Origin of the sequence: Bifidobacterium sp. W8110, from assembly GCF_016101375.1 — a bacterium.
Classification (GTDB): domain Bacteria; phylum Actinomycetota; class Actinomycetes; order Actinomycetales; family Bifidobacteriaceae; genus Bombiscardovia; species Bombiscardovia asteroides.
Genome location: NZ_JACFQO010000001.1, coordinates 392173 through 415656, shown reverse-complemented (window position 1 = coordinate 415656; position 23484 = coordinate 392173). Strand labels below are relative to the sequence as shown.

28 protein-coding genes are annotated in these 23484 nt (G+C 60.7%); 1 reads left to right on the top strand and 27 read right to left on the bottom strand.

The annotated features are described in order from the left end of the window. Positions 1–40: 40 nt before the first annotated feature. From rpsK to H3T88_RS01680, 5 genes are all read right to left on the bottom strand, one after another. Positions 41–439, bottom strand: coding sequence for a 30S ribosomal protein S11 (rpsK, locus tag H3T88_RS01700; protein ID WP_015022328.1), 399 nt, complete (start codon positions 437–439; stop codon positions 41–43). Positions 440–526: 87 nt separating this feature from the next. Next, positions 527–904, bottom strand: coding sequence for a 30S ribosomal protein S13 (gene rpsM, locus H3T88_RS01695; protein WP_015022329.1), 378 nt, complete (start codon positions 902–904; stop codon positions 527–529). Between the two features lie 132 nt (positions 905–1036). Then, a complete protein-coding gene (rpmJ, locus tag H3T88_RS01690) occupies positions 1037–1150 on the bottom strand; it encodes a 50S ribosomal protein L36 (protein ID WP_015022330.1) in 114 nt (37 codons plus the stop codon). Between the two features lie 26 nt (positions 1151–1176). After that, on the bottom strand, positions 1177–1395 hold the full coding sequence (infA, locus tag H3T88_RS01685; RefSeq protein ID WP_015022331.1) for a translation initiation factor IF-1: 219 nt from the start codon (positions 1393–1395) through the stop codon (positions 1177–1179). A gap of 184 nt (positions 1396–1579) precedes the next feature. Beyond that, entirely contained in the window at positions 1580–2041 is a 462-nt protein-coding gene (locus H3T88_RS01680; protein ID WP_015022332.1) for an Hsp20/alpha crystallin family protein, read from the bottom strand. Positions 2042–2423: 382 nt separating this feature from the next. On the opposite strand from H3T88_RS01680, the gene gdhA reads away from it, so the two are divergent. Further along, the gene (gene gdhA, locus H3T88_RS01675) at positions 2424–3770 is read left to right on the top strand and encodes an NADP-specific glutamate dehydrogenase (protein ID WP_015022333.1); all 1347 of its coding nucleotides are present in this window, start codon (positions 2424–2426) and stop codon (positions 3768–3770) included. A gap of 86 nt (positions 3771–3856) precedes the next feature. Here gdhA and H3T88_RS01670 read toward each other — a convergent pair whose 3' ends face one another. The 22 genes from H3T88_RS01670 to rpsS all read right to left on the bottom strand — a co-directional run bounded on the left by H3T88_RS01670 (position 3857) and on the right by rpsS (position 23469). Beyond that, on the bottom strand, positions 3857–6535 hold the full coding sequence (locus tag H3T88_RS01670; RefSeq protein ID WP_198203311.1) for a hypothetical protein: 2679 nt from the start codon (positions 6533–6535) through the stop codon (positions 3857–3859). Then, the gene (locus tag H3T88_RS01665) at positions 6532–9897 is read right to left on the bottom strand and encodes a DUF5107 domain-containing protein (protein WP_198203310.1); all 3366 of its coding nucleotides are present in this window, start codon (positions 9895–9897) and stop codon (positions 6532–6534) included. Before H3T88_RS01665 ends, H3T88_RS01670 begins: the two co-directional genes overlap by 4 nt. Positions 9898–10180: 283 nt before the next feature. After that, positions 10181–12193 (bottom strand): ABC transporter ATP-binding protein, encoded by a 2013-nt coding sequence (locus H3T88_RS01660; RefSeq protein ID WP_198203309.1) that lies wholly within the window; start codon positions 12191–12193, stop codon positions 10181–10183. After that, positions 12186–13991: an ABC transporter ATP-binding protein gene (locus tag H3T88_RS01655; RefSeq protein ID WP_415873716.1), complete on the bottom strand. Its 1806-nt coding sequence runs from the start codon at positions 13989–13991 to the stop codon at positions 12186–12188. Before H3T88_RS01655 ends, H3T88_RS01660 begins: the two co-directional genes overlap by 8 nt. Positions 13992–14314: 323 nt before the next feature. Further along, positions 14315–14887: an adenylate kinase gene (locus tag H3T88_RS01650; RefSeq protein ID WP_198203307.1), complete on the bottom strand. Its 573-nt coding sequence runs from the start codon at positions 14885–14887 to the stop codon at positions 14315–14317. Between the two features lie 248 nt (positions 14888–15135). After that, positions 15136–16464, bottom strand: coding sequence for a preprotein translocase subunit SecY (secY, locus tag H3T88_RS01645; RefSeq protein WP_015022339.1), 1329 nt, complete (start codon positions 16462–16464; stop codon positions 15136–15138). Positions 16465–16650: 186 nt separating this feature from the next. Continuing rightward, positions 16651–17115 carry a 50S ribosomal protein L15 gene (gene rplO, locus H3T88_RS01640; RefSeq protein ID WP_015022340.1) on the bottom strand — a complete coding sequence of 155 codons (465 nt, stop codon included), beginning with the start codon at positions 17113–17115 and terminating at the stop codon, positions 16651–16653. Between the two features lie 2 nt (positions 17116–17117). After that, the gene (gene rpmD / locus H3T88_RS01635; protein WP_015022341.1) at positions 17118–17303 is read right to left on the bottom strand and encodes a 50S ribosomal protein L30; all 186 of its coding nucleotides are present in this window, start codon (positions 17301–17303) and stop codon (positions 17118–17120) included. Further along, a complete protein-coding gene (gene rpsE / locus H3T88_RS01630; protein ID WP_015022342.1) occupies positions 17303–18064 on the bottom strand; it encodes a 30S ribosomal protein S5 in 762 nt (253 codons plus the stop codon). The genes rpmD and rpsE overlap by 1 nt, the downstream gene beginning before the upstream one ends. Then, positions 18061–18432 carry a 50S ribosomal protein L18 gene (gene rplR, locus H3T88_RS01625; protein ID WP_015022343.1) on the bottom strand — a complete coding sequence of 124 codons (372 nt, stop codon included), beginning with the start codon at positions 18430–18432 and terminating at the stop codon, positions 18061–18063. Before rplR ends, rpsE begins: the two co-directional genes overlap by 4 nt. Before the next feature lies 1 nt (position 18433). Next, entirely contained in the window at positions 18434–18973 is a 540-nt protein-coding gene (gene rplF / locus H3T88_RS01620; RefSeq protein ID WP_015022344.1) for a 50S ribosomal protein L6, read from the bottom strand. A gap of 16 nt (positions 18974–18989) precedes the next feature. Then, positions 18990–19388, bottom strand: a complete 399-nt coding sequence (rpsH, locus tag H3T88_RS01615) for a 30S ribosomal protein S8 (RefSeq protein ID WP_024626787.1) — start codon at positions 19386–19388, stop codon at positions 18990–18992. 80 nt (positions 19389–19468) lie between these two features. Continuing rightward, positions 19469–19654, bottom strand: coding sequence for a type Z 30S ribosomal protein S14 (locus H3T88_RS01610; protein WP_015022346.1), 186 nt, complete (start codon positions 19652–19654; stop codon positions 19469–19471). Between the two features lies 1 nt (position 19655). Beyond that, the gene (gene rplE / locus H3T88_RS01605) at positions 19656–20228 is read right to left on the bottom strand and encodes a 50S ribosomal protein L5 (RefSeq protein ID WP_015022347.1); all 573 of its coding nucleotides are present in this window, start codon (positions 20226–20228) and stop codon (positions 19656–19658) included. Beyond that, entirely contained in the window at positions 20225–20560 is a 336-nt protein-coding gene (rplX, locus tag H3T88_RS01600; RefSeq protein WP_015022348.1) for a 50S ribosomal protein L24, read from the bottom strand. The genes rplE and rplX overlap by 4 nt, the downstream gene beginning before the upstream one ends. 1 nt (position 20561) lies before the next feature. Next, positions 20562–20930, bottom strand: a complete 369-nt coding sequence (gene rplN / locus H3T88_RS01595) for a 50S ribosomal protein L14 (RefSeq protein ID WP_015022349.1) — start codon at positions 20928–20930, stop codon at positions 20562–20564. Positions 20931–21009: 79 nt separating this feature from the next. Then, on the bottom strand, positions 21010–21276 hold the full coding sequence (gene rpsQ, locus H3T88_RS01590; RefSeq protein WP_015022350.1) for a 30S ribosomal protein S17: 267 nt from the start codon (positions 21274–21276) through the stop codon (positions 21010–21012). A 2-nt stretch (positions 21277–21278) separates the two neighbouring features. Then, complete coding sequence (gene rpmC, locus H3T88_RS01585) at positions 21279–21542, bottom strand: 50S ribosomal protein L29 (protein WP_015022351.1); 264 nt, start codon at positions 21540–21542, stop codon at positions 21279–21281. After that, positions 21542–21961 (bottom strand): 50S ribosomal protein L16, encoded by a 420-nt coding sequence (rplP, locus tag H3T88_RS01580; protein ID WP_015022352.1) that lies wholly within the window; start codon positions 21959–21961, stop codon positions 21542–21544. Before rplP ends, rpmC begins: the two co-directional genes overlap by 1 nt. A gap of 3 nt (positions 21962–21964) precedes the next feature. Beyond that, positions 21965–22810 (bottom strand): 30S ribosomal protein S3, encoded by an 846-nt coding sequence (gene rpsC, locus H3T88_RS01575; RefSeq protein WP_110417605.1) that lies wholly within the window; start codon positions 22808–22810, stop codon positions 21965–21967. Further along, complete coding sequence (gene rplV, locus H3T88_RS01570) at positions 22810–23169, bottom strand: 50S ribosomal protein L22 (protein WP_015022354.1); 360 nt, start codon at positions 23167–23169, stop codon at positions 22810–22812. The genes rpsC and rplV overlap by 1 nt, the downstream gene beginning before the upstream one ends. A gap of 21 nt (positions 23170–23190) precedes the next feature. Continuing rightward, the gene (gene rpsS / locus H3T88_RS01565; RefSeq protein WP_015022355.1) at positions 23191–23469 is read right to left on the bottom strand and encodes a 30S ribosomal protein S19; all 279 of its coding nucleotides are present in this window, start codon (positions 23467–23469) and stop codon (positions 23191–23193) included. Positions 23470–23484 lie beyond the last annotated feature (15 nt).

The window sequence follows — 23484 nt, the reverse complement described above, 5'->3', positions numbered from 1 at the left end:
TCACCGGTCTTCGCGGGTGGATTCATGGGTTTTCTAGTGCTCAGACGCGACGGCGCTTGGGAGGACGAACGCCATTGTGTGCCTGTGGGGTCACATCGGAGATTGAACCGACCTCCAGGCCTGCGGACTGCAGGGAGCGGATGGCGGTCTCACGGCCCGAACCCGGACCCTTGACAAAGACATCCACCTTCTTGACCCCATGCTCCATGGCCTTGCGGGCTGCTGATTCCGCGGCCATGCCCGCTGCGTAGGGAGTGGACTTGCGGGAGCCCTTGAAGCCTACGTCGCCGCCCGAAGCCCAGGCCACTACAGCACCGGAAGGATCGGTGATGGAGATGATGGTGTTGTTGAATGTTGACTTGATATGCGCCTGCCCGACCGGAACCGACTTGCGATCCCGACGACGAGGCTTGCGCGCGGCCTGCTTTGCTGCTGCCATTGATCCTCGTTTCCTTGTCACGAATAACGAATAACTGATTGCTAGTGCGAACCATCGGGGACCCTCATCCCCGCTTCGCATTCGGCCTTACTTGGTCGCCTTCTTCTTTCCGGCGACGGTGCGCTTGGGTCCCTTGCGGGTGCGGGCGTTGGTCTTGGTCCGCTGGCCGCGCACAGGCAGGCCCCGGCGGTGGCGCTGGCCCTGATAGCAATTGATTTGGATCTTACGGCGAATATCAGCGTCGATCTCACGACGCAGATCACCCTCGATCTTGTAGTTTCCCTCGAGGTAATCACGCAGCGTAATGAGCTGCTCGTCCGTGAGATCCTTGACGCGGGTGTCCGGATTCACTCCGGTCGCGGCAAGTGTTTCCTTGGCGCGAGTACGCCCCACACCGAAGATGTAGGTGAGGGCTATCTCTATGCGCTTCTCGTTGGGGATGTCGACTCCGGCAAGACGTGCCATTGCGATTCCTTTTTGCTCTACGCAGGTCGTGCACCGAGTCTTCCGGTCTCCCGGCCCGGGCCTGCGCACCCGGGGTTCAGCCTATCGGCTGTGACTCAGCGCCTTTGGTGTTCGTTGCCGCTGGGAATCCGCTCAGCCCTGGCGCTGCTTGTGGCGTGGGTTTTTGCAGATCACCATGACGCGGCCGTGACGACGAATCACGCGGCAGTTCTCGCAGATTCTCTTCACACTAGGGCTGACCTTCATGGTTTTCCTTTGCTTGTGTACCTTAGTTACTTGTACCGGTACGTAATCCGTCCGCGGTTCAGATCATAGGGACTCATTTCGAGCACCACCCGATCCTGGGGCAGAATGCGGATGTAGTTCTTACGCATCTTGCCGGAAATGGTGGCCAGCACCAGGTGCTTGTTCTCGAGCTCGACGCGGAACATCGCATTCGGGAGGGCCTCGACCACACGCCCTTCCACCTCGATCACACCATCTTTTGCCATAAGCCTTCTATCCGATCCTCGGCCGGTTACACAGCGCATCGAAAGACACGCCAAATGGCAAGTATAGCATTGATGGACCCAAAATTGGGCAATAGCGTGTTGACACGACAAAAGGGCCGTCTGAACGGCTGTCGCTCAATCAGTATAGCAGTCGTTCAGGCAGTCCGGTAAGGATCCGAATCCCTCAGTCCTCGATGGCGATGTTCTGCGTATTGTCAGCCGGTTCGATGCTGGTCTTGGGCAGGGTCACCTCCAGGGTGCCGTTGGCATAGTGGGCATGTATGTCCTCCTGGCGGACCTTGTCGCCCACATAGAAGCTGCGGGAGCAGGATCCGGTGTAGCGCTCACGCCGGATCCACCGTCCCTGATCGTCCTTGTCGCCCTGGTCACTGTTCTTCTGGGCAGAGACAATCAGGTAGCCGTCCTCCAGACGCAGGCCGATGTCCTGCTTGTCGAAGCCCGGCATGTCGATGGAGAGCTGGTACTGCCCGTCCTTCTCACGCACATCCGTATTCATCAAGGGGCTGTTCAGCGCGTTCTTGGGGCCCTGGCCCTGCCGACGCCCGTCACGCCAGTTGTTGAAGAAGGGATCATCGAAGAAGTCGCCGAAGATCGAATTGTTCATCAATGCGGGAAACATAGCCATAATCACATCTCCTGATTCTCTAAGTCATAGTTTCTGCGGACCGAAACCCCAGGTGGACATCCTGACCTGTCCTCCCGGGCTCCCTGCCCTTCACTTTGTCCAAACCGCGGACCCCGGTTTCCATGCCCGATGTTCACCCAAGGAATAAAAGTTGAGTCTTGGTGACTCAACTTTTGTAAACAGTCCTGTTTTTCGTCCTTGTCCTCTCACTCTTCGGGCCTTGAATGACCACATGTCAGACGTTACGGGCCAAAATTCTTGTGACGCGACTTTGAGGCATTTACCATAGGATAAGATTCCGCCAGCCCCCGTAGGCTCTTGAGGGCGGACCCAATCCCATGTGGACCGGACGGACCGGCCATTCCTAGTCAAAGGAGCTCAGATGCTCACCAACGAATACATCAAGCGCGTCTACCAGCAGGTTGAGAAGCGCGACGGCGACCAGCCGGAATTTCTGCAGGCTGTTCGCGAGGTTTTCTCCAGCCTGGAACCCGTGGTGGAGCGGCATCCCGAGTATGAGGCCAACGGCGTGCTGGAGCGCCTGGTCGAGCCCGAGCGTGCAGTCAAGTTCCGAGTGGCCTGGACCGACGACCAAGGCCATGTTCAGGTCAACCGCGGCTACAGGATCCAATTCAATTCAGCCATCGGCCCCTACAAGGGCGGCCTGCGCTTCCACCCGACCGTGACCGAGTCGGTCATCAAGTTCCTGGGCTTCGAGCAGATCCTGAAGAATTCGCTGACCGGACTGCCCATGGGCGGTGCCAAGGGAGGATCCGACTTCGACCCCAAGGGCCGCTCGGATGCCGAGGTCATGCGCTTCTGCCAGGCCTTCATGACTGAGTTGCAGCGCCACATCGGACAGTTCACCGACGTGCCTGCCGGCGACATCAATGTTGGATCGCGCGAAATCGGCTACCTGTTCGGCCAGTACAAGAGAATTCGCGACGAGTACTCGGGCGTGCTGACAGGCAAGGACCTGACCTTCGGCGGCTCCCTGGCCAGGACCGAGGCCACAGGTTACGGACTGTGCTACTACACCCAGGAGGCCCTGCAGACGCTGCGCAAGGACTCCTTCCAGGGCAAGACCGTCGTCATCTCCGGTTCAGGCAATGTGGCCATCTTCGCCACCGAAAAGGCCCAACAGCTGGGTGCCAAGGTGGTGACGGCATCCGACTCCAACGGATACGTCTACGATCCCAACGGAATTGACCTGGACGTCGTCAAGGACATCAAGCTGGGTCACCGCGGCAGAATTCGCGAGTATGCGGACCGTGTGGATTCCGCTGAGTACCACGAGGGCTGCAAGGGCGTCTGGACTGTGCCCTGCGACATCGCCCTGCCCTGCGCAACGCAGAACGAAATCGATGGGGAATCCGCAAAGACCCTGGTCGCCAACGGATGCACCGTGGTCTGCGAGGGCGCCAACATGCCCTCCACCCCCGAGGCCATCCAGGTCTACCAGGACAACAAGGTGCTCTACGGGCCCGCCAAAGCCGCCAATGCCGGCGGCGTGGCGGTCTCCGGTCTGGAGATGAGCCAGAACTCGCTGCGCCTGCAGTGGACCTTCGACGAGGTGGACCAGCGACTCAAGGACATTATGACCGGGATCTTCCAGAAGTCCTACCAGGCCTCCAAGGAATACGGGCATGAGGGCGACCTGATGCTGGGCGCCAACGTGGCCGGATTCACCAAGGTGGCCGATGCCATGGTGGCCCAGGGCATCCTCTGAAATAGGCTCTAGATAGATAAATAAGGGGTCCGACCTGCATCCTCTGCAGGTCGGACCCCTTATTGCGCTTCAGCAGAAAACAGGACTCAGGCGACCAGCTGCCCGATGACCTCGGGCTCAATCCTCTGGCCCGGGTTGAAATCCTCGGAGCCCAGATACCGGTAGATGCTGGCCTGAAGGGCCCGGGCCTCCGGATATTCGGTCAGATTCTGCAAGCCCATGGAGGAGAGCAGAAGCCGGCCTTTCCCGCAACGGCATTCCAGCAGCTGTGTCATGGGTCGCAGGTAGGCGTAGCTGTCCATCTCGGTGATGATGGACTGGTAGCGCTCAGGCAGGATGATGGCCCGCTGGGTGGCCATGGGCCACCACTGCCAGTCAGTGTGCGATTCAGTCGGGAAATCAGCGAAAATAGGGTGATCAGCCTGGATGAACTGCCCCATGGTACCGCTCTGGTCCTTGAACGTCCCTACTGACCAGAAGTCCGTGGAGAAGTGGGCCTGAACGGATCTGGGCAGGGACTGGGCCGTGGAGTCGGGACTCAGATAGACCGTGCCCCCCTGATCAAGGACCCGACGTGCCTGCTGGTCGAACCTCCTGGTCTCGTACAAGCCGTCCGGTCGGCCAGGCCGGCTGTCCTGGTAGACCCAGATCGGATAGACGTTGGTCACGCCGTCAATCTCCAGACTCAGACGGCAGCGTTGGCTGCCTCGAATGCCATTCAGGGGCAGTTCGAAGGCTCCCAGATCAGTCAGCTTGCCCACCGGGCAGGTGACCTTGGGGAAGACATGCTCCAGATCAACCCCCTGGCCCTGCAACCGCAGCCGTAGATCACCCTGCAGCGCGCGCCGGCCGTAGTTGGCCACCTTGACCGCCCCTGAGAGCTCCTCCCGGCTGGTATAGGCATAGCGGCCCATGACAGCCAACGGCAACTGGTCCGTGAAGAAGGACCGGAAGCGTTCAGGGCGGGCGAAAGGAAAACGCTTGGGGTGCAGATGGGCATCCATCATGCCCACCAGAGCCGTGCCCTGCCCGGGAAAATCCTGAAGACCCAGCAACGAAAGCCCCGACATGGAGGGTGTCCGCAGGACGGACTCCACCTCCTCCCGGTAGCAGATCCGCGACAGTTCTCCTGTGGCGGCCACCCAGTCCAGCCAGGTGCTCTGATCCAGGCCAGATTCACGGACCCTGTCACGGATCATTGCGTAATTGTCAGGACGGGTGACCCCGGTGAACTCCTCGATCTCTCGGAAGTCCGGCAGCACCTCATACTGGCCGACCTCGAAGCCGTAGACCGGCACCTTGCACTCTTTGCGCACTGCCTGCATGGAATCCTCGAAATTGTGGGCAGTGCCCGGATGAACTGCGTTGGTGGACCCACGCATGTCGGCGAAGCAGCAGCGCAGGTCGTGGCCCTTGTAGAACTCGGAGGTATAAATCTCGTTGCAGTCGTCGCTGCCAAGCTGACCATAGTGCGGGTTGGAGGAGTTGGCATAGAGCCGGGTGTCGTCAATGCCTCGTGCATCCTCAATCAGCTGAGCCATGCGCTCGTGGCCGGTCGCATCAGCCCACAGCTCGTTGCCCAGGGTAAGCATGACGAAGGAGGGATGGTTGGCCAGGAAGAGCAGTGTCTGCTCAAGTTCGGTGCGATAGTAGCGATAACTGACATCCTCCTGGAAGGCATGATGGCAGTCCCAGTGGGAGAGCTCGGGCTGCATCATCATCCCCATCCGGTCTGCTGCGATGAAGGCCGCCTCGGGCGGGCAGTGCGAATGGAAGCGGACCACATTCACTCCGTATGACCGGTAGGCCTCCAGAATGCGAATCCAGGAGCCCACGTCCATGGGCGGGAAACCGGTCTGCGGAAACTCAGCGCAATTGGCCTCGCCACGCAGAAAGAAGGCCCTGCCGTTCAGAGTCAGTCTCCCCTGCTCATCGGCTGCGAAGTCGCGGATGCCGAAATCCGTGCTGACCCGAGAGAGCACCCTGGATCCGTCCGGTGTCAGGAGTTCAACTGTTATTTCGTGCAGACAGCCCTGGTATTCGTCCCAGCGATCCGCATGGGCATCAAGCGGCAGATCTGGCCAGGTCAGAGTTCGCCGCCCAGGCTCCAGATCTGCAGCGACCTCCAGAGGTTGGGCCAGCGCGTCTGAAGAAACCCTCAAGCGACCATGGAATCCTTGGCGCGAATCCACGTCAGCCTTTACGATCAGCACATCGCCATGGGGGTAGGCACGAATGCCATCCAGGAAGGTGTCCTCCTCCACACGCAGGCCGATGTTTCCCAGAAGCCCGTTCCAGTTGGTCTGGGTGTGATCAGTGGCGGTCGAGGAATCCAGGATTGCGTCGTGGGGCATGCCTCGGTAGGCGTTGTCGGAATCCACCTGCAACAGGTCATCGCCCGTCAGTAGTCCAGTCAGCTCGAAGACATGCGGGGTATTCAAGGTCTGAGGACGGTAGGGTTCAGCCAGACGTTCACCGACCCTGACCTCCAGGCGGCGAGCGCGCTCCACCTCGAGGAAGACCCTCTGCCCAGGCTGCGGAGACCATCTAATCCGTCGGGATAGTCTGACCGTTCCTTCAAAGGTATGCCGCCTGGTCAGCCGAGAGCCGATTGGGCCGGGCTTGCCGCTGCCATAGGTAGCGGACAGCTCCTGATCATCATGTCCGAGTCCGTTGGTGTCCAGCGTACCTGGCAACAGGACGGTTCCCTGCAGCTGGGACGGGGACTGAACCCGCCAGGCTCCAGTCAATGCAACCTCAATCATGCTTTCCTCCCGGTAAGAAGTGTTCTGTGGTCCAACTCGTCAGTGAACAACCCGGCCTGAATATGGCCGGCGTCCAGTTCCAGCACCTGCTTCAGGTACTCCCGAGCCTGGGCGATCTGCCCTGTGCCGATGCGTGCCAGAGCCATCAGGTAGAGGCAGTGAACCCGGTTCATGCGGGTATAGTCCGCATCGAAGGTCAGGAAGTCAGGCAGGGAGACTGCGAAGTAATCTTTTTCCGCATGGTCATCCAAATGCTGCTCGCCGAAGTCCAGCAGCCGGTAGAAGCAGGCATTTGCCGGACCCTGCTCGCCAAGGGCCTGATGGGCCAGTCCTTGGAAGAGGACCATCTCGGCGGGTTGGTCGTTGTAGTAGAGCGACTCTCCCACCTGCCCGGAGCCCAGGCAGGCCTGACGGAACTCCTGATCCGCAGACTCCTTGTCACCTGCCGCTCGTCTGACCAGCCCAAGGTAGTAGTGAAGATCGTTGTCCTTCTGACCTTCCAGCTTGCCTTCGCCCAGGTTCTCCGGATAGCTCATGGCTCGCTCCAGCAGATCTGCGGCACGGCCCCAGTCCTGGGCCGCCATGGCATCCTTGGCCATCAGCTTCAGGGAGATTCGGTATTGGGCGGTGATCTTGCCTTCGCCGCCCTCCCAAGGGTGGAAGCGTCGGCTGCTCATCAGCCGATAGGCCTGTTCGTAGCTGCCGGTCTGGTTCAGCAGGCTCAGGTATTCGATATAGAGATCGTCCCTGCATGACACAACCTCTGGATGCTTCTCAAATTCAGTCAGTCGACGGGCAAAGCTCCAGCCCATCAGCCGATGAAGCTGATCCCGCTCCAGAAAGACCCTGGCATCTTCGGGATCCAACCGGCAGGCGGTCTCGATCTCCCGCTCGGCGGCTTGCCAATCGTGTCGCTTGTTGCCGTAGGCGATGGCCAGGTTGCGGTGAACAGTGGCGAAGTCGGGATCCAATCGCCTGGAATGCTCCCAAAGCTTGATGGCCCGGTCCGTCAGAGACTTGTCGTAGTAGAGGCAGCCCAGATAATAGGCTGCCTTGGGACCATCGACCAGAGTCATGGCCATGCGCAGGGGGGCTATATCATCCAGGGAATTGGGGAAGCAGTAGTCCGAAGGCGCAGCCTCGGCGGCCTGGAAGGCCTGAAGGGCCTGATCTTCTCGACCCAGCAGGTACAGATACCAGCCTTGATAATACCGGATCATGGGCTGGTGCTGATCGGCTTGGCCCAGTAGTTGCAGCGCCTCCTCATAGGCGCCGAAGGCAGCGTAGTCACGGGCAGTCCGCAGCAGATTGAGGTAATCCCCACGCATCAGTCCGGACAGCTCGTCCGGATCACCGCCTGCCAAGACCCGCTCGTAGCCGGATACGAAGTCGAACCGATCCAGAACCAGGTTCTCGCTGACCACTTGGTCCGCCTGATCCTGCCTGCCCAGCCGGCGCAGCAGATAGGCCTTGAGTCCGCGAGCCCGGATGTTGTCGGTGTTGCGGGTCAAAGCGCGCTGGACAAAGTCCAATGCCTGTTCCAGCTGGCCGCGACAGGTCGCGATGCAGGCCAGGCAGAAGAAGCCCCGTTCCTTTTGGGCATCGTCCCAGGTGGCCTTGTAGAAGGCGTCATAGGCCTGATCCGTTCGTCCTTGATAGCTCAAGGCGAGACCCAGATTGTAATGAGCCTCGGAATCATAGGGTTGGCTGTTGCGCCAGGTCAACCGCTTGATGGCTCTGCGGAAGTGCTGCTCGGCTCCGGCGAAGTCGCCGCGTCGAAGCAGAAGTCGGCCGTAGGCGTTGTTGATGCGCGCATCGCCCGGGTCACGCTTGAGCCCCTCCAGGTAGTAAGGATCAGGCCGGTAGGTGGCATGGCGGTACTGCTCCAGGTGCAGACCGGTCAGCAACAGTTCCTCGTTGGTGCCTATACGCTCAGGCCGATCGGCAGCCTGTGCCGGCTCGGGAATCCTGCCTCCGGCGGGTGGCTGCGGACGATAGCTTACCAGGAGCCGCCCTTGCGCATCCTCCACTCGGGCTGTCAGTGCTGTGGCCGGACGATCACCGGTCTCGAATTCGGCCCTGACCTGATTGTCCGGGCCAAGGGTGCCCTGCCACTGGTAAAGGATGGCCCCGTCATCGGCACAGACCCGGATCCGCGCTTCCTTTTGAAGCCGTGTGGCGTAGACGGTGATTCGCCCTTGCCCAGCCTTCAGCCCCTGAGCCTCGATCCCCTCACGCTCGCCGGCAGCCCCGAAGGTCTGCTCGGGGCCAACTTCCAGGTTGAGGGCCGCATCCACACTGGCATTCTTGACCAGCCCCACCTGCTTGTAGGGCATGAAGTACTGGGTGAAGGTCTTGCCCTCGTAGGGTTTGAGCCAGGTGAAGTCAGGCTGGTTGTCGGTGAAGACCCCGGTCATCAGCTCCACGTAGGGGCCGTCGGCATCGGTCAGATTGCGGTCCCAGGCGTGGCCGAAGTCCCCGCAACCCCAGGTCCACTGCTTCTTGCCCGGGGAGATGTGATGGTCAGCCACATGCAGAATGCCCGCCTGCCGGGAGAAATCGTAGCCGCCGACGAAGTCATAGTCCGAATGAGCCGCCATATATGAGGTCGGCACCGGCACGTTCTTGTAGCGGCTGATATCCACTCCCTGGGAGTAGTCGTGTTTGTAGTAGGTACCCGTGGCGATGGGATAGCGGGAGACATCGCGCTTGCCGTGGTCCATGACCGCAGTGACATCGGGTGGCATGACGGTCCTGGTATGTTCGTTGACCGCCACTGCCGGATTGGCCCACCAGAGGAAGGATTGAGGCAGGGGCGTGCCGTTGTAGAGCCGGGCGGAGATTTCGATGACGCTGACCCCGGGATGCAGGGCGATGGTGGTGATGACCTGGGTGCCGTAAATGCGGTCGGTATCGTGGCAGACCACCGCCTTGCCACCGTCCGGCAGGTCCTTCAGCGTACAGTCCACCGGAAGGAAGGTGCTGGGCCGGTGGTGCTGCGGCCAGTTGAACTCGATGCCCCCCGAGATCCAGGGACCGGTCAGGCCTACCAGGGCAGGTTTGATGACCCGGTTGCGGTAGACGAAGTCATAGTCGTTGGTCTTGTCCCGGGCATACTGGATGCGTCCGCCCAGTTCGGGCAGGACGGTCACCTCGAGGTATTCATTCTCCAGGATGACCGCCTTGTAGTCCTGATCCTTGCATTCGTCCGAGATGGTCTCGATGACCGGGTAGGGATAGACCCGTCCGGAAGAGCCCTGGTAGACTCGGTTTTCAATAAATTGCGGATTCTTGTCCGGTTTTCCAATCCCGTAGGTGGGAATCGCAAGCTCTGTGACCTTCACTGTGACGCCCATGGTCATCAGCCCCTTGTCTGCTCAGCAAAACTGTATATATTTGCTCTCAGTCTAGAATCGGAATCGGCCCTTGGAACAGCATAAATTGTTTGAAAGTATTAAAAAATTGCTACTAAATTGATATGACTGACCAGTGACCTCTGGCTCGGGGCGAATGCCGAAATGGGCGGATGCATACACATGAAAGGAGGTCGGCCCATCAAGGACCGACCTCCTAGGCTGACGTTCACTTAATCCCGGATCATACCTTTCGGTACCTTCCTTCGACCTTCGACAATCCCGGAGAGCCCTACTCCAGTTCCAGGGCTCCGGTGTAGAGCTGGTAGTACTCGCCATGCCTGGCTATCAGCTCATCGTGATTGCCGCGCTCGATGATCCTCCCGTGGTCCAGGACCATAATCACATCGGAGTTGCGAACCGTAGAGAGCCGGTGGGCGATGACGAAGACCGTCCGGCCGCGCATCAGTGCGTCCATGCCCTGCTGGACCACCTCCTCGGTCCTGGTATCGATTGAGGAAGTGGCTTCATCCAGGATCATGGCCGGAGGATCCGCCACCGCCGCCCTGGCAATGGAGATCAGCTGACGCTGACCCTGGGACAGTCCGCTTCCATCCCCCTCAAGAACGGTCTGGTAGCCCTGGGGAAGCATGCGGATGAAGCTGTCGGCGTTGGTCATCTTCGCTGCTTCGATGCACTCCTCGTCAGTGGCATCCAGGCGCCCGTAGCGGATGTTGTCCAGGACGGTGCCTGTGAAGAGGTTGACGTCCTGAAGGACGATGCCCAGGGAGCGGCGGAGGTCAGGCTTGCGGATGTTCCTCACGTCGATTCCGTCATAGAGGATCTGGCCCTGCTGGATGTCGTAGAAGCGGTTGATCAGGTTGGTGATCGTGGTCTTGCCGGCACCAGTGGCACCGACCAGCGCCACCTTCTGCCCGGGCTTGGCGAACCAGGTGATGTCGTGCAGGACGGGCTTGCTCGGGTCGTACCCGAAGCTGACGTCGGTGAATCGCACATCCCCCTGGAGGAGGGTGTATCGCCCGTCGGGAGAGGTGATTGCCTGATCCTTAGCCTTCAGGGCCACGTCCCGGGCGTCGCCTGGAAGCTTCATGGCGGCCTCCAGCGAGCGCCTGCCGTCGTCATCGGCCTCGCGCTTCCAGGCCCAGTGCCCGGTTTCGTGGTCGACAGGGGTCATGGTCCGGCCGTCCGAGGCCAGTTCGACGCTGACCAATCTGACCGTACCCTGGTCGGACTCGACGGGCTGGTCCATCAGGTCGAAGATCCGGGAGGCACCTGCCAGGGCCATCATGACCATGTTGAATTGCATGGAGACCTGCCCGATTGGGTTGATGAAGGAGCGGGAAAGGGTCAGGAGGGAGACGATGGTTCCCAGGGTCAGCGGCCCTGCCCCGGTCAGTCCTACGTTGCCCATGCCCGCAATGCCGGCCAGCCCGCCGACGATGGCCAGGATGACATAGAGCAGGTAGCCCATGTTGCCTACGACCGGCATGGTGACGTTGCCGTAGGTGTTGGCCTTGGCCGAGGCCTGGAAGAGCTCCTCATTCCTGGCCTCGAAGACCCTGGCGGTGGCATCCTCGTGGTTGAAGACCTTGATGACCTTCTGCCCGTTGACGGCCTCTTCAACGAAGGCGTTCACCTGGCCCAGATAGCGCTGCTGGTGAACGAAGTAACGGCCGCTTCGGGTGACCAGAACCCGGACCACCACAATCAGGACCGCCGCGAAGACCAGGGTCAGGACGGTGAAGGGAATGGAGAGCCAGAGCATGGAGATCAGGGCTGCCAGGGCGGACAGGACCGAGGAGACCATCTGCGGGAAGGACTGGGAGATGGCCTGGCGAAGGGTATCCGTGTCGTTGGTGTAGCGGCTCATGGTGTCGCCGTGCTCATGGGTGTCGAAGAAACCGATGGGCAACTCCTGCTGGTGGGCGAACATCTGGTCGCGGATGGTCTTCAAGGTACCCTGTTCCACCTTGACGATCAGCCAATTCCAGAACCAGGAGCAGAAGGTTCCCACCGCATAGAGGCAGCCCATCAGGATCAGGGTCCTCATCAGCGGTCCCCAATCAGGGTCGGCGGCCCCGACCAGCGGCAGGATGTAGTGGTCGATCAGCGGCTGGAGGAAGAAGGCCGATGCCGCCTGGGCCCCGGCGCTGATGATGATGCATACCACGATCACCGCCAGCTGCCAGCGGTAGGTCAACAGGTAGCTCAGAATGCGACGGGTCGTTCCCGGCGCGGCCTTGTCCAAGCGGGGCTTGCGATTCTTGAATGATCCGTCACTCATGGTCCTTGTCCCCCTCGCTCTGGTTCCTGGTCTGTGATTCGTAGATGGAGCGGTACTCCTGACATGTTCGCAGGAGCTCCCGGTGGGTGCCCTTGTCCAGGATTTTGCCCTCCTCAAGGACCACGATCATGTCAGCGTCCTCCACAGAGGCCAGGCGCTGGGAGATGATGATCTTGGTGGTGTCGGGAATCTCCTGGCTGAAGGCGTGACGGATCAGCTGGTCGGTCTTGGTGTCCACGGCGCTGGTTGAGTCATCCAGTATCAGGATGTCGGGCTTCTTCAGAAGGGCCCGTGCGATGCACAGACGCTGTCGCTGGCCACCAGAGAGGTTGGTGCCACCCTCGTCCAAGTAGGTCTGATAGCCATCGGGAAACTCCCGCACGAAACCGTCAGCCTGGGCCAGGGTGCAGGCGCGCACCAGCTCTTCGTCCGAAGCATCAGGATTGCCCCAGCGTAGGTTCTCGGCGATGGTCCCGGTGAAGAGGACATTCTTCTGGAGCACCATGGCCACCTGGTCGCGCAGGACCGTCAGGTCGTACTGGCGCACGTCCACCCCACCCACCTGAAGGGACCCCTCGGTCACGTCATAGAGGCGGGGAATGAGCTGGACCAGGCTGGATTTGGAGGAACCGGTGCCGCCCACGATGCCCAGTGTGGAGCCCGAGGGAACGTCCAGATTGATGTGGCTCAGAACAGGACGTTCGGACCGGTCCGAGTAGCGGAAGGTCACATCCTGGAAGCTGATGGATCCGTCGGCCACCTTCGTGACCGGCTCGGCGGGATCATGCACGGTGCTGACCTCGTCCAACACCTGGCATATGCGCTCCGCCGAAGCCTGGGAGATGACGACCATGACCACGATCATGGAGACCATGTTCATGGCCATCATGATCTGGATGGCATAGGTGACCAGTGCAGTCAGATCGCCCGTGGTCAACCCCAGGGCAGCATTGTTCCCGGAGGCCACGATCTGGGAGGCTCCCATCCAGGATATGACCAACAGAGAGGCATAGATGCAGAAGTTCAAGAGTGCCGGGTTCAGACTCATGATCCGCTCGGCCTTGCAGAAGGCCCGGTAGATGGCCAAAGAAATACCGTTGAATTTGCGCTCCTCGTAATCCTCACGGTTGTATGACTTGACCACTCTGATGCCCTGAAGGTTCTCGTCCACCACGTTGTTGAGGTGGTCGTAGGTGTGGAAGACCCGCTCGAAGATGGGGTGAACCAGCAGGGACAGGCCGATCAGCCCGAAGCCCAGGATAGGGATGGCGATCAGGAAGACCAGAGATATGGGCCTGGAGATCCTGTAAGAAAAAAGCCAGGCCACGATGACCATGATCGGCGCCCTGACCCCGACCCTGATGACCATCTGATAGGCGTTCTGCAGATTGGTCACATCGGTGGTCAGCCTGGTGATGATGGATCCTGTGGAGAAGCGGTCGATGTTGGTGAAGCTGAAGGATTGCACCTTGGCGAACAGATCGCTGCGGACATTCCTGGCCAAGCCGGAAGAGGCGATGGCCGCATACCGCCCGGACATGAACCCGGAGAACAGGGAGACGGCCGAGCAGGCCAACAGTATCAAACCGAACTTGAAGATGGCCGGCATGGATCTCCCCGAGACCCCCTGGTCGATCAGGGAGGCCATGATGGTCGGGATCACAATCTCAAGAACACTCTCAAGAAAGACGTAGGCCGGAGCCAGAAAGCTGGCCTTCCGGTATTCGCGCAGTGAGCGCAGAATGGTACGGATGGTGTGCTTCGGGCGCGCTGGTTCCAGTTTATCCGATCTGACCACGGATGCCGTAGACCCCTTCAAATGGACCTCTTCTGTTTCTGTACTGGTTTCTCTATCTTTTACGGCCAATCACCGACATGCAATACCCTCGTAAGAGGGGCTGAATCAACCTAGGCTATCATCCTGTGCGCCAGGGTTGGGCGGACGCGCGGTGATTTCCGCCCTCCACAAAAAGAAGCTGTCACGCCCCTTGGAATCCCTTGGGGTCATGCAGCTTCCATGCTTCAGTCAGTCTTACCAGCGAGTCTTGCCTGCGGGTTCTGAACAAGGCATACTTACGGTTGATTGAATCGGCGAAGGCCTCTCGCCTGACAGGCTATGAATCAGCGTTCGTCCAACTTGGTGATGATCTCCTTGAAGATCTGGTCGACCTCGCCCTGGCCATCCACTGCGACCAGAAGGCCACGGGACTTATAGGTGTCCAGCAGGGGGGCAGTCTCCTTGGCGTAGATATCCAAACGCTTTGCGATGGCCTCGGGGGTATCGTCGGCCCGCCCCTCCTCCCTGGCCCGCTTGGCGATGCGCTGCATGAGCACGTCATGGTCGGCATCCAGGGCCACCACTGCCGTCAGCGGAGTGCCAAGCTCCTGGAGCATCTTGTCCAGCGCCTCGACCTGGGAGGCCGAACGGGGGTAGCCGTCCAGAATCCAGCCCTGGGCGGCGTCGTCCATGCCAAGGCGGTCCTTGACGATCTTGTTGGTCAGCTCGTCTGGAACCAGTTCACCTTTGTCGGTGTAAGCCTTGGCCTGCCTGCCCAACTCGGTTCCGTTCTTCAGGTTGTAGCGGAAAATGTCGCCGGTGGAGATGGCAGGAATCCCGTAATGCCTGCTGAGCAAAGCCGCCTGCGTGCCCTTGCCAACACCTTGAGGTCCCATGATCAACAGTCGCTGTACCATTCCCTATCCTTTGTTCGATATTCCATTGTTCCTAGCTCTCCGGCCACGGACGGCCGTAACTGTCTTGGCCGGGCAGAACCCTCATTTACGTATGCTAGCGGCTGCCTGACCCAATAAAGGTTCCACCCACCAAACCCATGCAAACGGTCTTCCGAATATGACAGGGTCCGGCCCCATGCCACCAAGGGCCGGGGTCGGACCTTCATCTGTTATGGTTTGACACCGCTTGCAGGTTTCTGACCGAAAGGTCAGCCCTCCTTGTGTTCACCCTCCAGCAGGAAGCCGGTGTACTGGAACTGCTCGGTCTGAGCCCTGGCCTGGCGCAGGGTGTCCAGGCCGACGCCGGCGATGATCAGAATGGTGGTGCCGCCGAAGGGCAGCTTGGAGTTGATCTTCAGCAACATGATCAGCACCGTAGGAATAAGAGCCACAAAGAGCAGGTAGATGGCACCCACTGTGTTCAGTCGATTCATCACGTATGACAGGTACCGGCTGGTGGCCCGTCCGGCCCTGATACCCGGGATGAAGCCGCCATACTCCTTCATGTTGTCGGCCGTCTCATCGGGATTGAAGGTGATGGAAGTGTAGAAGAAGCAGAAGAAGACAATCATGACCGAGTAGAGCACGATGTACCAGACCGAGGTCGTGTTGGCCATGTTGGCATCAATCCACTTCACCCAGTTCTGATCGGAATTGCCGAACTGAGCGATAAGGGTGGGAATGGCCAGAATAGAGGAGGCGAAGATGGGAGGAATCACGCCTGACATGTTGATCTTGAGCGGCAGGTAGGTGGAAGAGCCGCCGTACATCTTGCGGCCAATCATCCTGCGGGTGTACTGGACGGGAATACGACGTTGAGCCAGTTCCACGTAGTCGACCAGAATCAGAATAACCAGCAGGACAGTCACGACAATGCCAAACTTAACCCAGTCGCCGTCCTTGCCGTTGGTTCCCCAACCGATGTTCCAGAGCTGGGGCAGGAAGCCGGAGCAGATGGAGATGAAAATCAGGACGGACATGCCGTTACCAATCCCCTTGTCGGTAATCAGCTCGGCCATCCACATGATCAGACCAGTGCCGCCGGTCATAATCAGAACCATGACCCCCATATTCCACCAGGAACTGTCAGGGATGACCTGCTGTTGACAGGCACCGCCGAAGAGCGCACCCTTGTTGGCCGTAACCAGAATGGTCGTGGACTGCAGCACCGCCAGGCCGATGGTCAGATACCTGGTGTACTCGGTCAGTTTGGCCTCGCCTGACTGGCCTTCCTTGTGCAGAGCCTCGAAGCGAGGAATGACCACGCGCAGCAACTGCACCACGATTGATGCAGTGATGTAGGGCATGATGCCCAGTGCGAAGATGGACAGCTGCAGCAGAGCCCCGCCCGAAAACAGGTTCACCAGGCCGATGAAGTCCTCATTGCCGGCCGTGGTTATGCACTTCTGCACGGCGGGATAATCCACGCCTGGGGTAGGTATGAACGACCCGATGCGATAGATGATGATGATGCCAAGAACGAAGAAGATTTTCTTCCTCAACTCCTTGGTCCTGAAGGCCTGGATTAACGTCCTCACCTAAGTTCCCTCCCTACGCGCCCACGCGTTGGTCCCGGTGCATCGCACCTTCTTGCTCCGACCAGCTTAGCCGATGGCTCCGTCAAACCCGACGGCATCCAGGCCGGAAACGAGTTCCGGCCCCCGCCCGCTTGGAGCGGGGAGGGCCGGAATCGTCTGCCTTGCGGTCTGTCCCCCTATTGAGTATCAGTCCTCGGAGACAGACCCGCCTGCGGCTTCAATCTTGCTTCTGGCCGAGGCCGAGGCCTTGACGCCCTTGAGGGTGAAAGCTTCCTTGACGTCACCATCACCCAGGACCTTGACAGGGTGGCCCTTGCGGACCGCTCCCTTGTTGACCAGATCCTCGACGGTAACCTCACCGCCCTTGGGGAAGAGTCCTTCCAGAGCACCCAGGTTGACCACCTGGTACTCCTTCTTGAAGGGGCTCCTGAACCCGCGCAGCTTGGGCAGCCGCATGTACAGGGGCAGCTGGCCGCCTTCAAAGCCCGGACGGACCTGGTAGCGGGCCTTGGTGCCCTTGGTGCCCCGACCGGAGGTCTTGCCCTTGGATCCCTCGCCGCGACCCACACGGATGCGGTCCCGCTTGGCGCCCGGAGCCGGACGCAGGTCATGCATCTGCAGGATCGTGGGCTCTTGCTTGTCGCTGGCCATAATCAGTCTGCCTCCTCTACGTTCACCAGGTGACGGACCTTGTCGGCCATCCCCCGGTAGACGGGGGTGTCCTCACGCAGGACGGACTGGCCGATCTTGTGAAGGCCCAGAGACCTGACGTTCTCCTTCTGGCGGTCGGTGGCATGAGCCACGCCCTTGACCAGGGTGATCTTGATCTGCTTGGTCATCACTCACCTGCCTTCGACTGCTCGTCAGCCTTGGCCTTGGCCTCTTCGCGCTCCTTGCGCTCGTCGGCGATACCGGCGGCACGTGCGCGCAGGAGGGAGTCGGGGGCGACCTCCTCCAGGGGCAGACCACGGCGTGCCGCGATCTCCTCGGGCTCCTCCAGCTGCTTCAGGGCAGCTACAGTGGCCCGCACCATGTTGACGGCCGTGGCCGATCCCATGGACTTGCTCAGGATGTCGGTGATGCCGGCGCACTCCAGGACGGCGCGAACCGGACCACCGGCGATAACGCCGGTTCCGGGGGCTGCAGGCCGCAGGAGAACAGTGCCGGCCGCATCGTGGCCGATCACCGGGTGGGTGACGGTGCCGCGAATGCGGGGGACGGTGAACATGTGCTTCTTGGCATCCAGCTGACCCTTGGAGATGGCTGCGGGAACCTCGCGGGACTTGCCGTAGCCAACACCCACGGTGCCCTTGCCGTCGCCCACGACCACCAGTGCCGCGAAGCTGAAGGTTCGGCCTCCCTTGTGGACCTTGGAGACGCGGTTGATGGTCACGACCCTGTCGAGCATGTCGTCACGGTCATCGTGATCGCGACGGCCCCGACGGCCATCCCTGCGACCATCACGGGAACCGCCCCGACGACCGCCGCGGCGATCATCGTTCCGGTCGTTCCGGTCTCTTCTGCCACCCTGGCTGGACTGAGCGTTTGTGGAATCTTCAGTCACCTGGGTTGTTTCCTTTGTCGTTTCGTTGTCGCTCACAGTGCCAAACCTCCCTCACGGGCGCCTTCCGCAACCGCTGCGACCCTTCCGTGGTACTTGTTGCCACCACGGTCGAAGACCACAGTGGTGATGCCGGCCTTCTTGGCCTTGGCCGCAATCTGCTCGCCCACCTTGCGGGCGGCCTCGGTCTTGGTGCCCTTGAAGGAGCCGTAGTCCGAAGCCATGGTCGACTCGCTGACCAGGGTGACACCCCTGGTGTCGTCGACGATCTGGGCGATCATGTTGCGGTTGGTCCGAGTGACCACCAGACGAGGACGCTCTGCCGTGCCGGAGACGTGCTTGCGCAGACGGGCATGGCGGCGCAGACGTGCGATCTTCTTGCCTTTGCCTAGTATCGAGACCGTCATATCACTTACCAGCCTTTCCAGCCTTGCGCAGGATGTGCTCGTCGGCGTACTTGATGCCCTTGCCCTTGTAAGGCTCGGGAGCACGCAGGGCGCGGATGTTGGCCGCAGCCTGGCCGACAGCCTGCTTGTCGATGCCGGAGACGACCACTTCGTTGGCGTTCGGCGTCTCGAAGGTGATGCCCTCCGGGGGGTCGACGGTGATGGTGTGCGAGTAGCCCAGCGAGAACTCCAGGGACTTGCCCTTGGCGACCACGCGGTACCCGGTGCCGACGATCTGCAGGTGCTTGCTGTAGCCCTTGGAGACGCCTTCGACCATGGAAGCCACGATGGAGCGGCTAAGTCCGTGCTTGGCCTTGGTGGTGCGGTCCTCGTCGGCGGGGGTCATGATGATCTCATTGCCCTCGACCTTGCCGGTGATGCCCTCGGGCAGCGTGTATCCGTCGGAGCCCTTGGGACCCTTGGCGGTGAATTCCTGGCCCTTGAAGGCCACCTCCACACCTGCCGGAACGGCGATGGGGAGCTTACCAATATGCGATGCCATGTTCAGCTCTCCTTTCTCACCATACGTAGGCGACGATCTCGCCGCCGATGCCCCTGTCGAGGCATTCCTTCTGGGTCATCAGTCCCGAGCTGGTCGAGATGATGGCGATTCCCAGCCCGCCCAGGGGCATAGGCAGGGAATCCGACTTGGCGTACCGGCGCAGACCGGGCTTGGAGACGCGCTTGATTCCCTGAATGGACTGACGGCCATCGGGACCGTACTTGAGCGTGATCTCCAGATCCTGCCCGACGCGGGCCTCCTTGGCTCGGTAATCGGCGATGAAGCCTTCGCGTTTGAGGATCTGCGCGATGTTCGCCTTGAACTTGGAGTACGGCATGTCGACTGTTTCATGCTTGGCCGCACTCGCATTACGCAGACGTGTCAGCATGTCTGCGATGGGATCTGTCATTGTCATGTGGGCTTATGCCCTTCCTCGCCGTGGTTTCCGCCACCGGGCAGCAATCTGCCGGGGCCGCGGACCTTCAGCGTCGATCTTTACCAACTGGACTTCGTCACACCCGGCAGCTCGCCGCGATGGGCCTTCTCGCGAAGGCAGATGCGGCACAGGCCGAACTTGCGATAGACGGAATGAGGACGACCGCAGACCTGGCAGCGCGTGTAGCCACGCACCTTGAACTTCGGCTTGCGTGCCGCCTTATTTCTCAGAGCGGTTTTTGCCATTTCAGTTCTCCTTGAAGGGGAAGCCCAGCTGCTTGAGCAGTGCCCGGGCCTCCTGATCGTTCTTGGTGGAGGTCACCACGGTGATATCCATACCACGCTGGTGATCGATCTGATCAGGATCGATCTCGTGGAACATGGACTGCTCCGTGAGACCGAAGTTGTAGTTGCCCTGGCCGTCGAACTGGCGGTCACTGATGCCGCGGAAGTCGCGGATGCGGGGCAGGGCCAGGGTCAGGAGACGATCCAGGAACTCCCACATGCGCACGCCGCGTAAGGTGGCGAAGGCGCCGATGGCCTGTCCCTCACGCAGGTGGAACTGCGCCACGGACTTCTTGGCCTTGGTGATCTTGGGCTTCTGGCCGGTGATGGCCGTCAGATCCTTGACCGCGCCCTCGATCAGCTTGGAGTCGCGTGCCGCGGCACCCACGCCCATGGAGACCACGACCTTCTCGATCCTGGGCACCTGCATGGGGTTGGAGAACTTGAACTCCTTCTCCAGCTCGGGCACAATGCTGTCACGGTACTGCTGCAGCAAACGAGGGACTGCCGGTGCTTCAACGGTGGTATCGCTCATGACAGCTCCTTGCCTGACTTCTTGGCGAAGCGGGTGCGCACGACCTTGACCTTGCCGTCACGCGCCTCCTCCTTGATGTTCACGCCGATGCGGGTCGGCTTCTTGGTCTCCGGGTCGATGACCATCACGTTGGAGCGATGGATGGGCGCCTCGGTCGGGACGATGCCCGACTCCTGACCCTGTTGGGTGGCCCGCACATGCTTCTTGACGATCTGAATACCCTCGACGATCAGGCGGTCATTGGGCAGAATCCGCAGAACCTTGCCCTCCTTGCCGCGATCCTTGCCGCGGATGACCTTGACCTGGTCGCCTGTCTTGATCTTGGCTACCACTTCAGATCACCTCCGGTGCCAGGGACACGATCTTCATGAAGCGCTTGTCGCGCAACTCACGACCGACCGGTCCGAAGATACGAGTGCCACGGGGCTCACGACCGGTGCCGAGGATGACCGCCGCGTTCTCGTCGAACTTGATGTAGGAGCCGTCATGACGACGATGCTCCTTGACCGTACGGACGACGACCGCCTTGACGACCTCGCCCTTCTTGACCGACCCGCCGGGAATGGCATCCTTGACGGTGGCGACAATCACGTCGCCAATGCCGGCATAGCGTCGCTTCGACCCGCCGAGCACGCGGATGGCCAGGATCTCCTTGGCACCCGTGTTGTCGGCGACCTGAAGCCGCGATTCCTGCTGAATCATTGATTCTCCTTAGCCGCGCTGGTTCTCCGCAGATACCCCGCACAGGGGCGGGATGAAATGCGGAGCCTGGCCGAACTTGTTACTTTGCGCGCTCGACGATGGAGTCGAGACGCCAGCGCTTGGTCTTGCTCAGAGGACGGGTCTCCATGATACTCACGAAGTCGCCCACATGGGCCTCGTTCTTCTCATCATGGGCCTTGACCTTGCGGTTGCTACGGACGACCTTGCCGTACAGGGGGTGGGTCGAACGCTGCTCCAGCTCTACGGTGATGGTCTTGTCCATCTTGTCGGACACGACGTAGCCGCTGCGAACCTTGCGGAAGTTGCGCTCCTGCTTGTCAGCCATGCTTACTTCTCCTCAGCTTTGCTTTCGGCCTTTGCTTCGGCGGGCTCCTGGCTGATGCCCAGCTCGCGCTCACGCAGGACTGTGTACATCCTGGCGATGTCGTGCTTGACGGCCTTGAGGCGGGAGGTGTTCTCCAGCTGACCGGTGGCCGACTGGAAGCGCAGGTTGAACAGCTCTTCCTTGGACTTCTTCAGGAAATCCTCGATCTCCGCATTGGTCTTTTCATTCAGATTCTTGATGGAATACTCGGCTGTTCCGACTGACATCAGATGTCACCGCCTTCACGTGCAATAATCCGGCACTTCATGGGAAGCTTGTCAGTGGCGCGGCGAAGGGCCTCACGGGCCACATCCTCGCTCACGCCGCCAATCTCGAAGAGCACCCGGCCTGGACGGACATTGGCCACCCAGAACTCGGGCGCACCCTTGCCGGAACCCATTCGGGATCCCAGGGCGTGCTTGGTCAGGGGGCGATCCGGGAAGACCGTGATCCAGACGCGGCCGCCGCGCTTGATGTACCGGGTCATGGCGATACGGGCCGCCTCGATCTGCCTGTTGGTCAGGTAAGCCGGAGCCAGGGCCTGGATGCCGTAATCGCCAAAAGCGATCTCGTTGCCGCCCTTGGACATGCCCGAACGACCCGGACGATGCTGCTTGCGGTATTTAGTCCTCTTTGGGATAAGCACGGCTCACTCCTTTGCTTCGGTTGCGACGGGTGCCGAGGCGGTCTCTTCCTGAGCCGCCGCCGGCGGCACGGCCACACCGCTGTTCTGCTTGGCTGCATCCTGCTCGCGACGGGTACGCCCCTCGGAGGGACGGACGCCACGACGGGGACGACGATCGCCGCGCCGACCGGGACGGTTGTTCTGCTGAGCCTGCTGCTCCTCGAACTGACGCTCGGTCATATCGCCCTTGTAAATCCAGACCTTGACGCCGATGCGGCCGTAGGTGGTCCTGGCCTCGAAGAAGCCGTAATCGATCAGGGCGCGCAGAGTCTGCAGGGGCACACGACCCTCGCGATAGAACTCCGAACGGCTCATCTCGGCTCCGCCCAGACGGCCGGACAGCTTGATCCTGATGCCCTTGGCACCGGCCCTCATGGCATCCTGCTGAGCCTTGCGCATGGCCCGGCGGAAGGTGACGCGGTTGGTCAGCTGCTCGGCGATGCCCTGAGCCACCAGCTGTGCATCGATGGAGGCGTTCTTGACCTCGAAGATGTTCAGCTGGACCTGCTTGCCGGTGATTTTCTCCAGCTTGGCACGCACGCGCTCGGCCTCGGCCCCACGACGGCCGATGACGATACCCGGCCGGGCGGTGTGGATGTCGACGCGCACACGGTCGCGGGTCCGCTCGATGACGATCTTGGAGACGCCTGCGCGCTCCAGGTCCTTGTTCATCTCCTTGCGGATCTTGTCATCCTCAAGAACGAAGTCGCTGTAACGCTCCCCCGCCTTGTTGGAGTCGGAGTACCACTTGCTGCGGTGCTCCTCGGTGATGCCGAGTCGGTACCCAAACGGGTTGATCTTTTGCCCCATTATCGGGCTCCTTCCTTGTCGGCCACCACGACGGTGATGTGGCTGGTCCGCTTGTTGATGCGGGCCGCACGACCCTGGGCGCGGGCGCGGAACCGCTTCAGGGTGGTGCCCTCGTCCACGTAGGTCTCCCGAACCACCAACTCGTTCTCGCGGAAGGGCTGGTTGGCCTTGTCCGCCTTGACACGCGCGTTGGCGATGGCGCTCTCCAGGCACTTGCGGACCGGAACGGCCGCGTCCTGGGGGGCGAACTTCAGAATGGTCACGGCCTCGGTCGCCTGCTTGCCTCGGATGAGGTCGACGACGCGGCGAGCCTTGCGAGGCGTCACGCGAACGTGACGTGCAATTGCCTTAGCTTCCATGTGTCTCTACTCTCCCTCGCCTCAGCGGCGTGCTTTCTTGTCGTCCTTCACGTGACCCCTGAAGGTCCGGGTGGGGGCGAACTCGCCGAGCTTGTGGCCGACCATGGCCTCGGTGACGAAGACCGGGACATGCTTGCGACCATCGTGCACAGCGAAAGTGTGCCCGATGAAGTCCGGGGTGATCATGGAACGACGGGACCAGGTCTTGATGACGTTCTTGGTGCCCTTTTCGTTCTGCTCGTCGACTTTCTTCTGCAAGTGGGCGTCGACGAATGGGCCCTTCTTGATGCTACGAGTCATCTTTCCGACACTCCC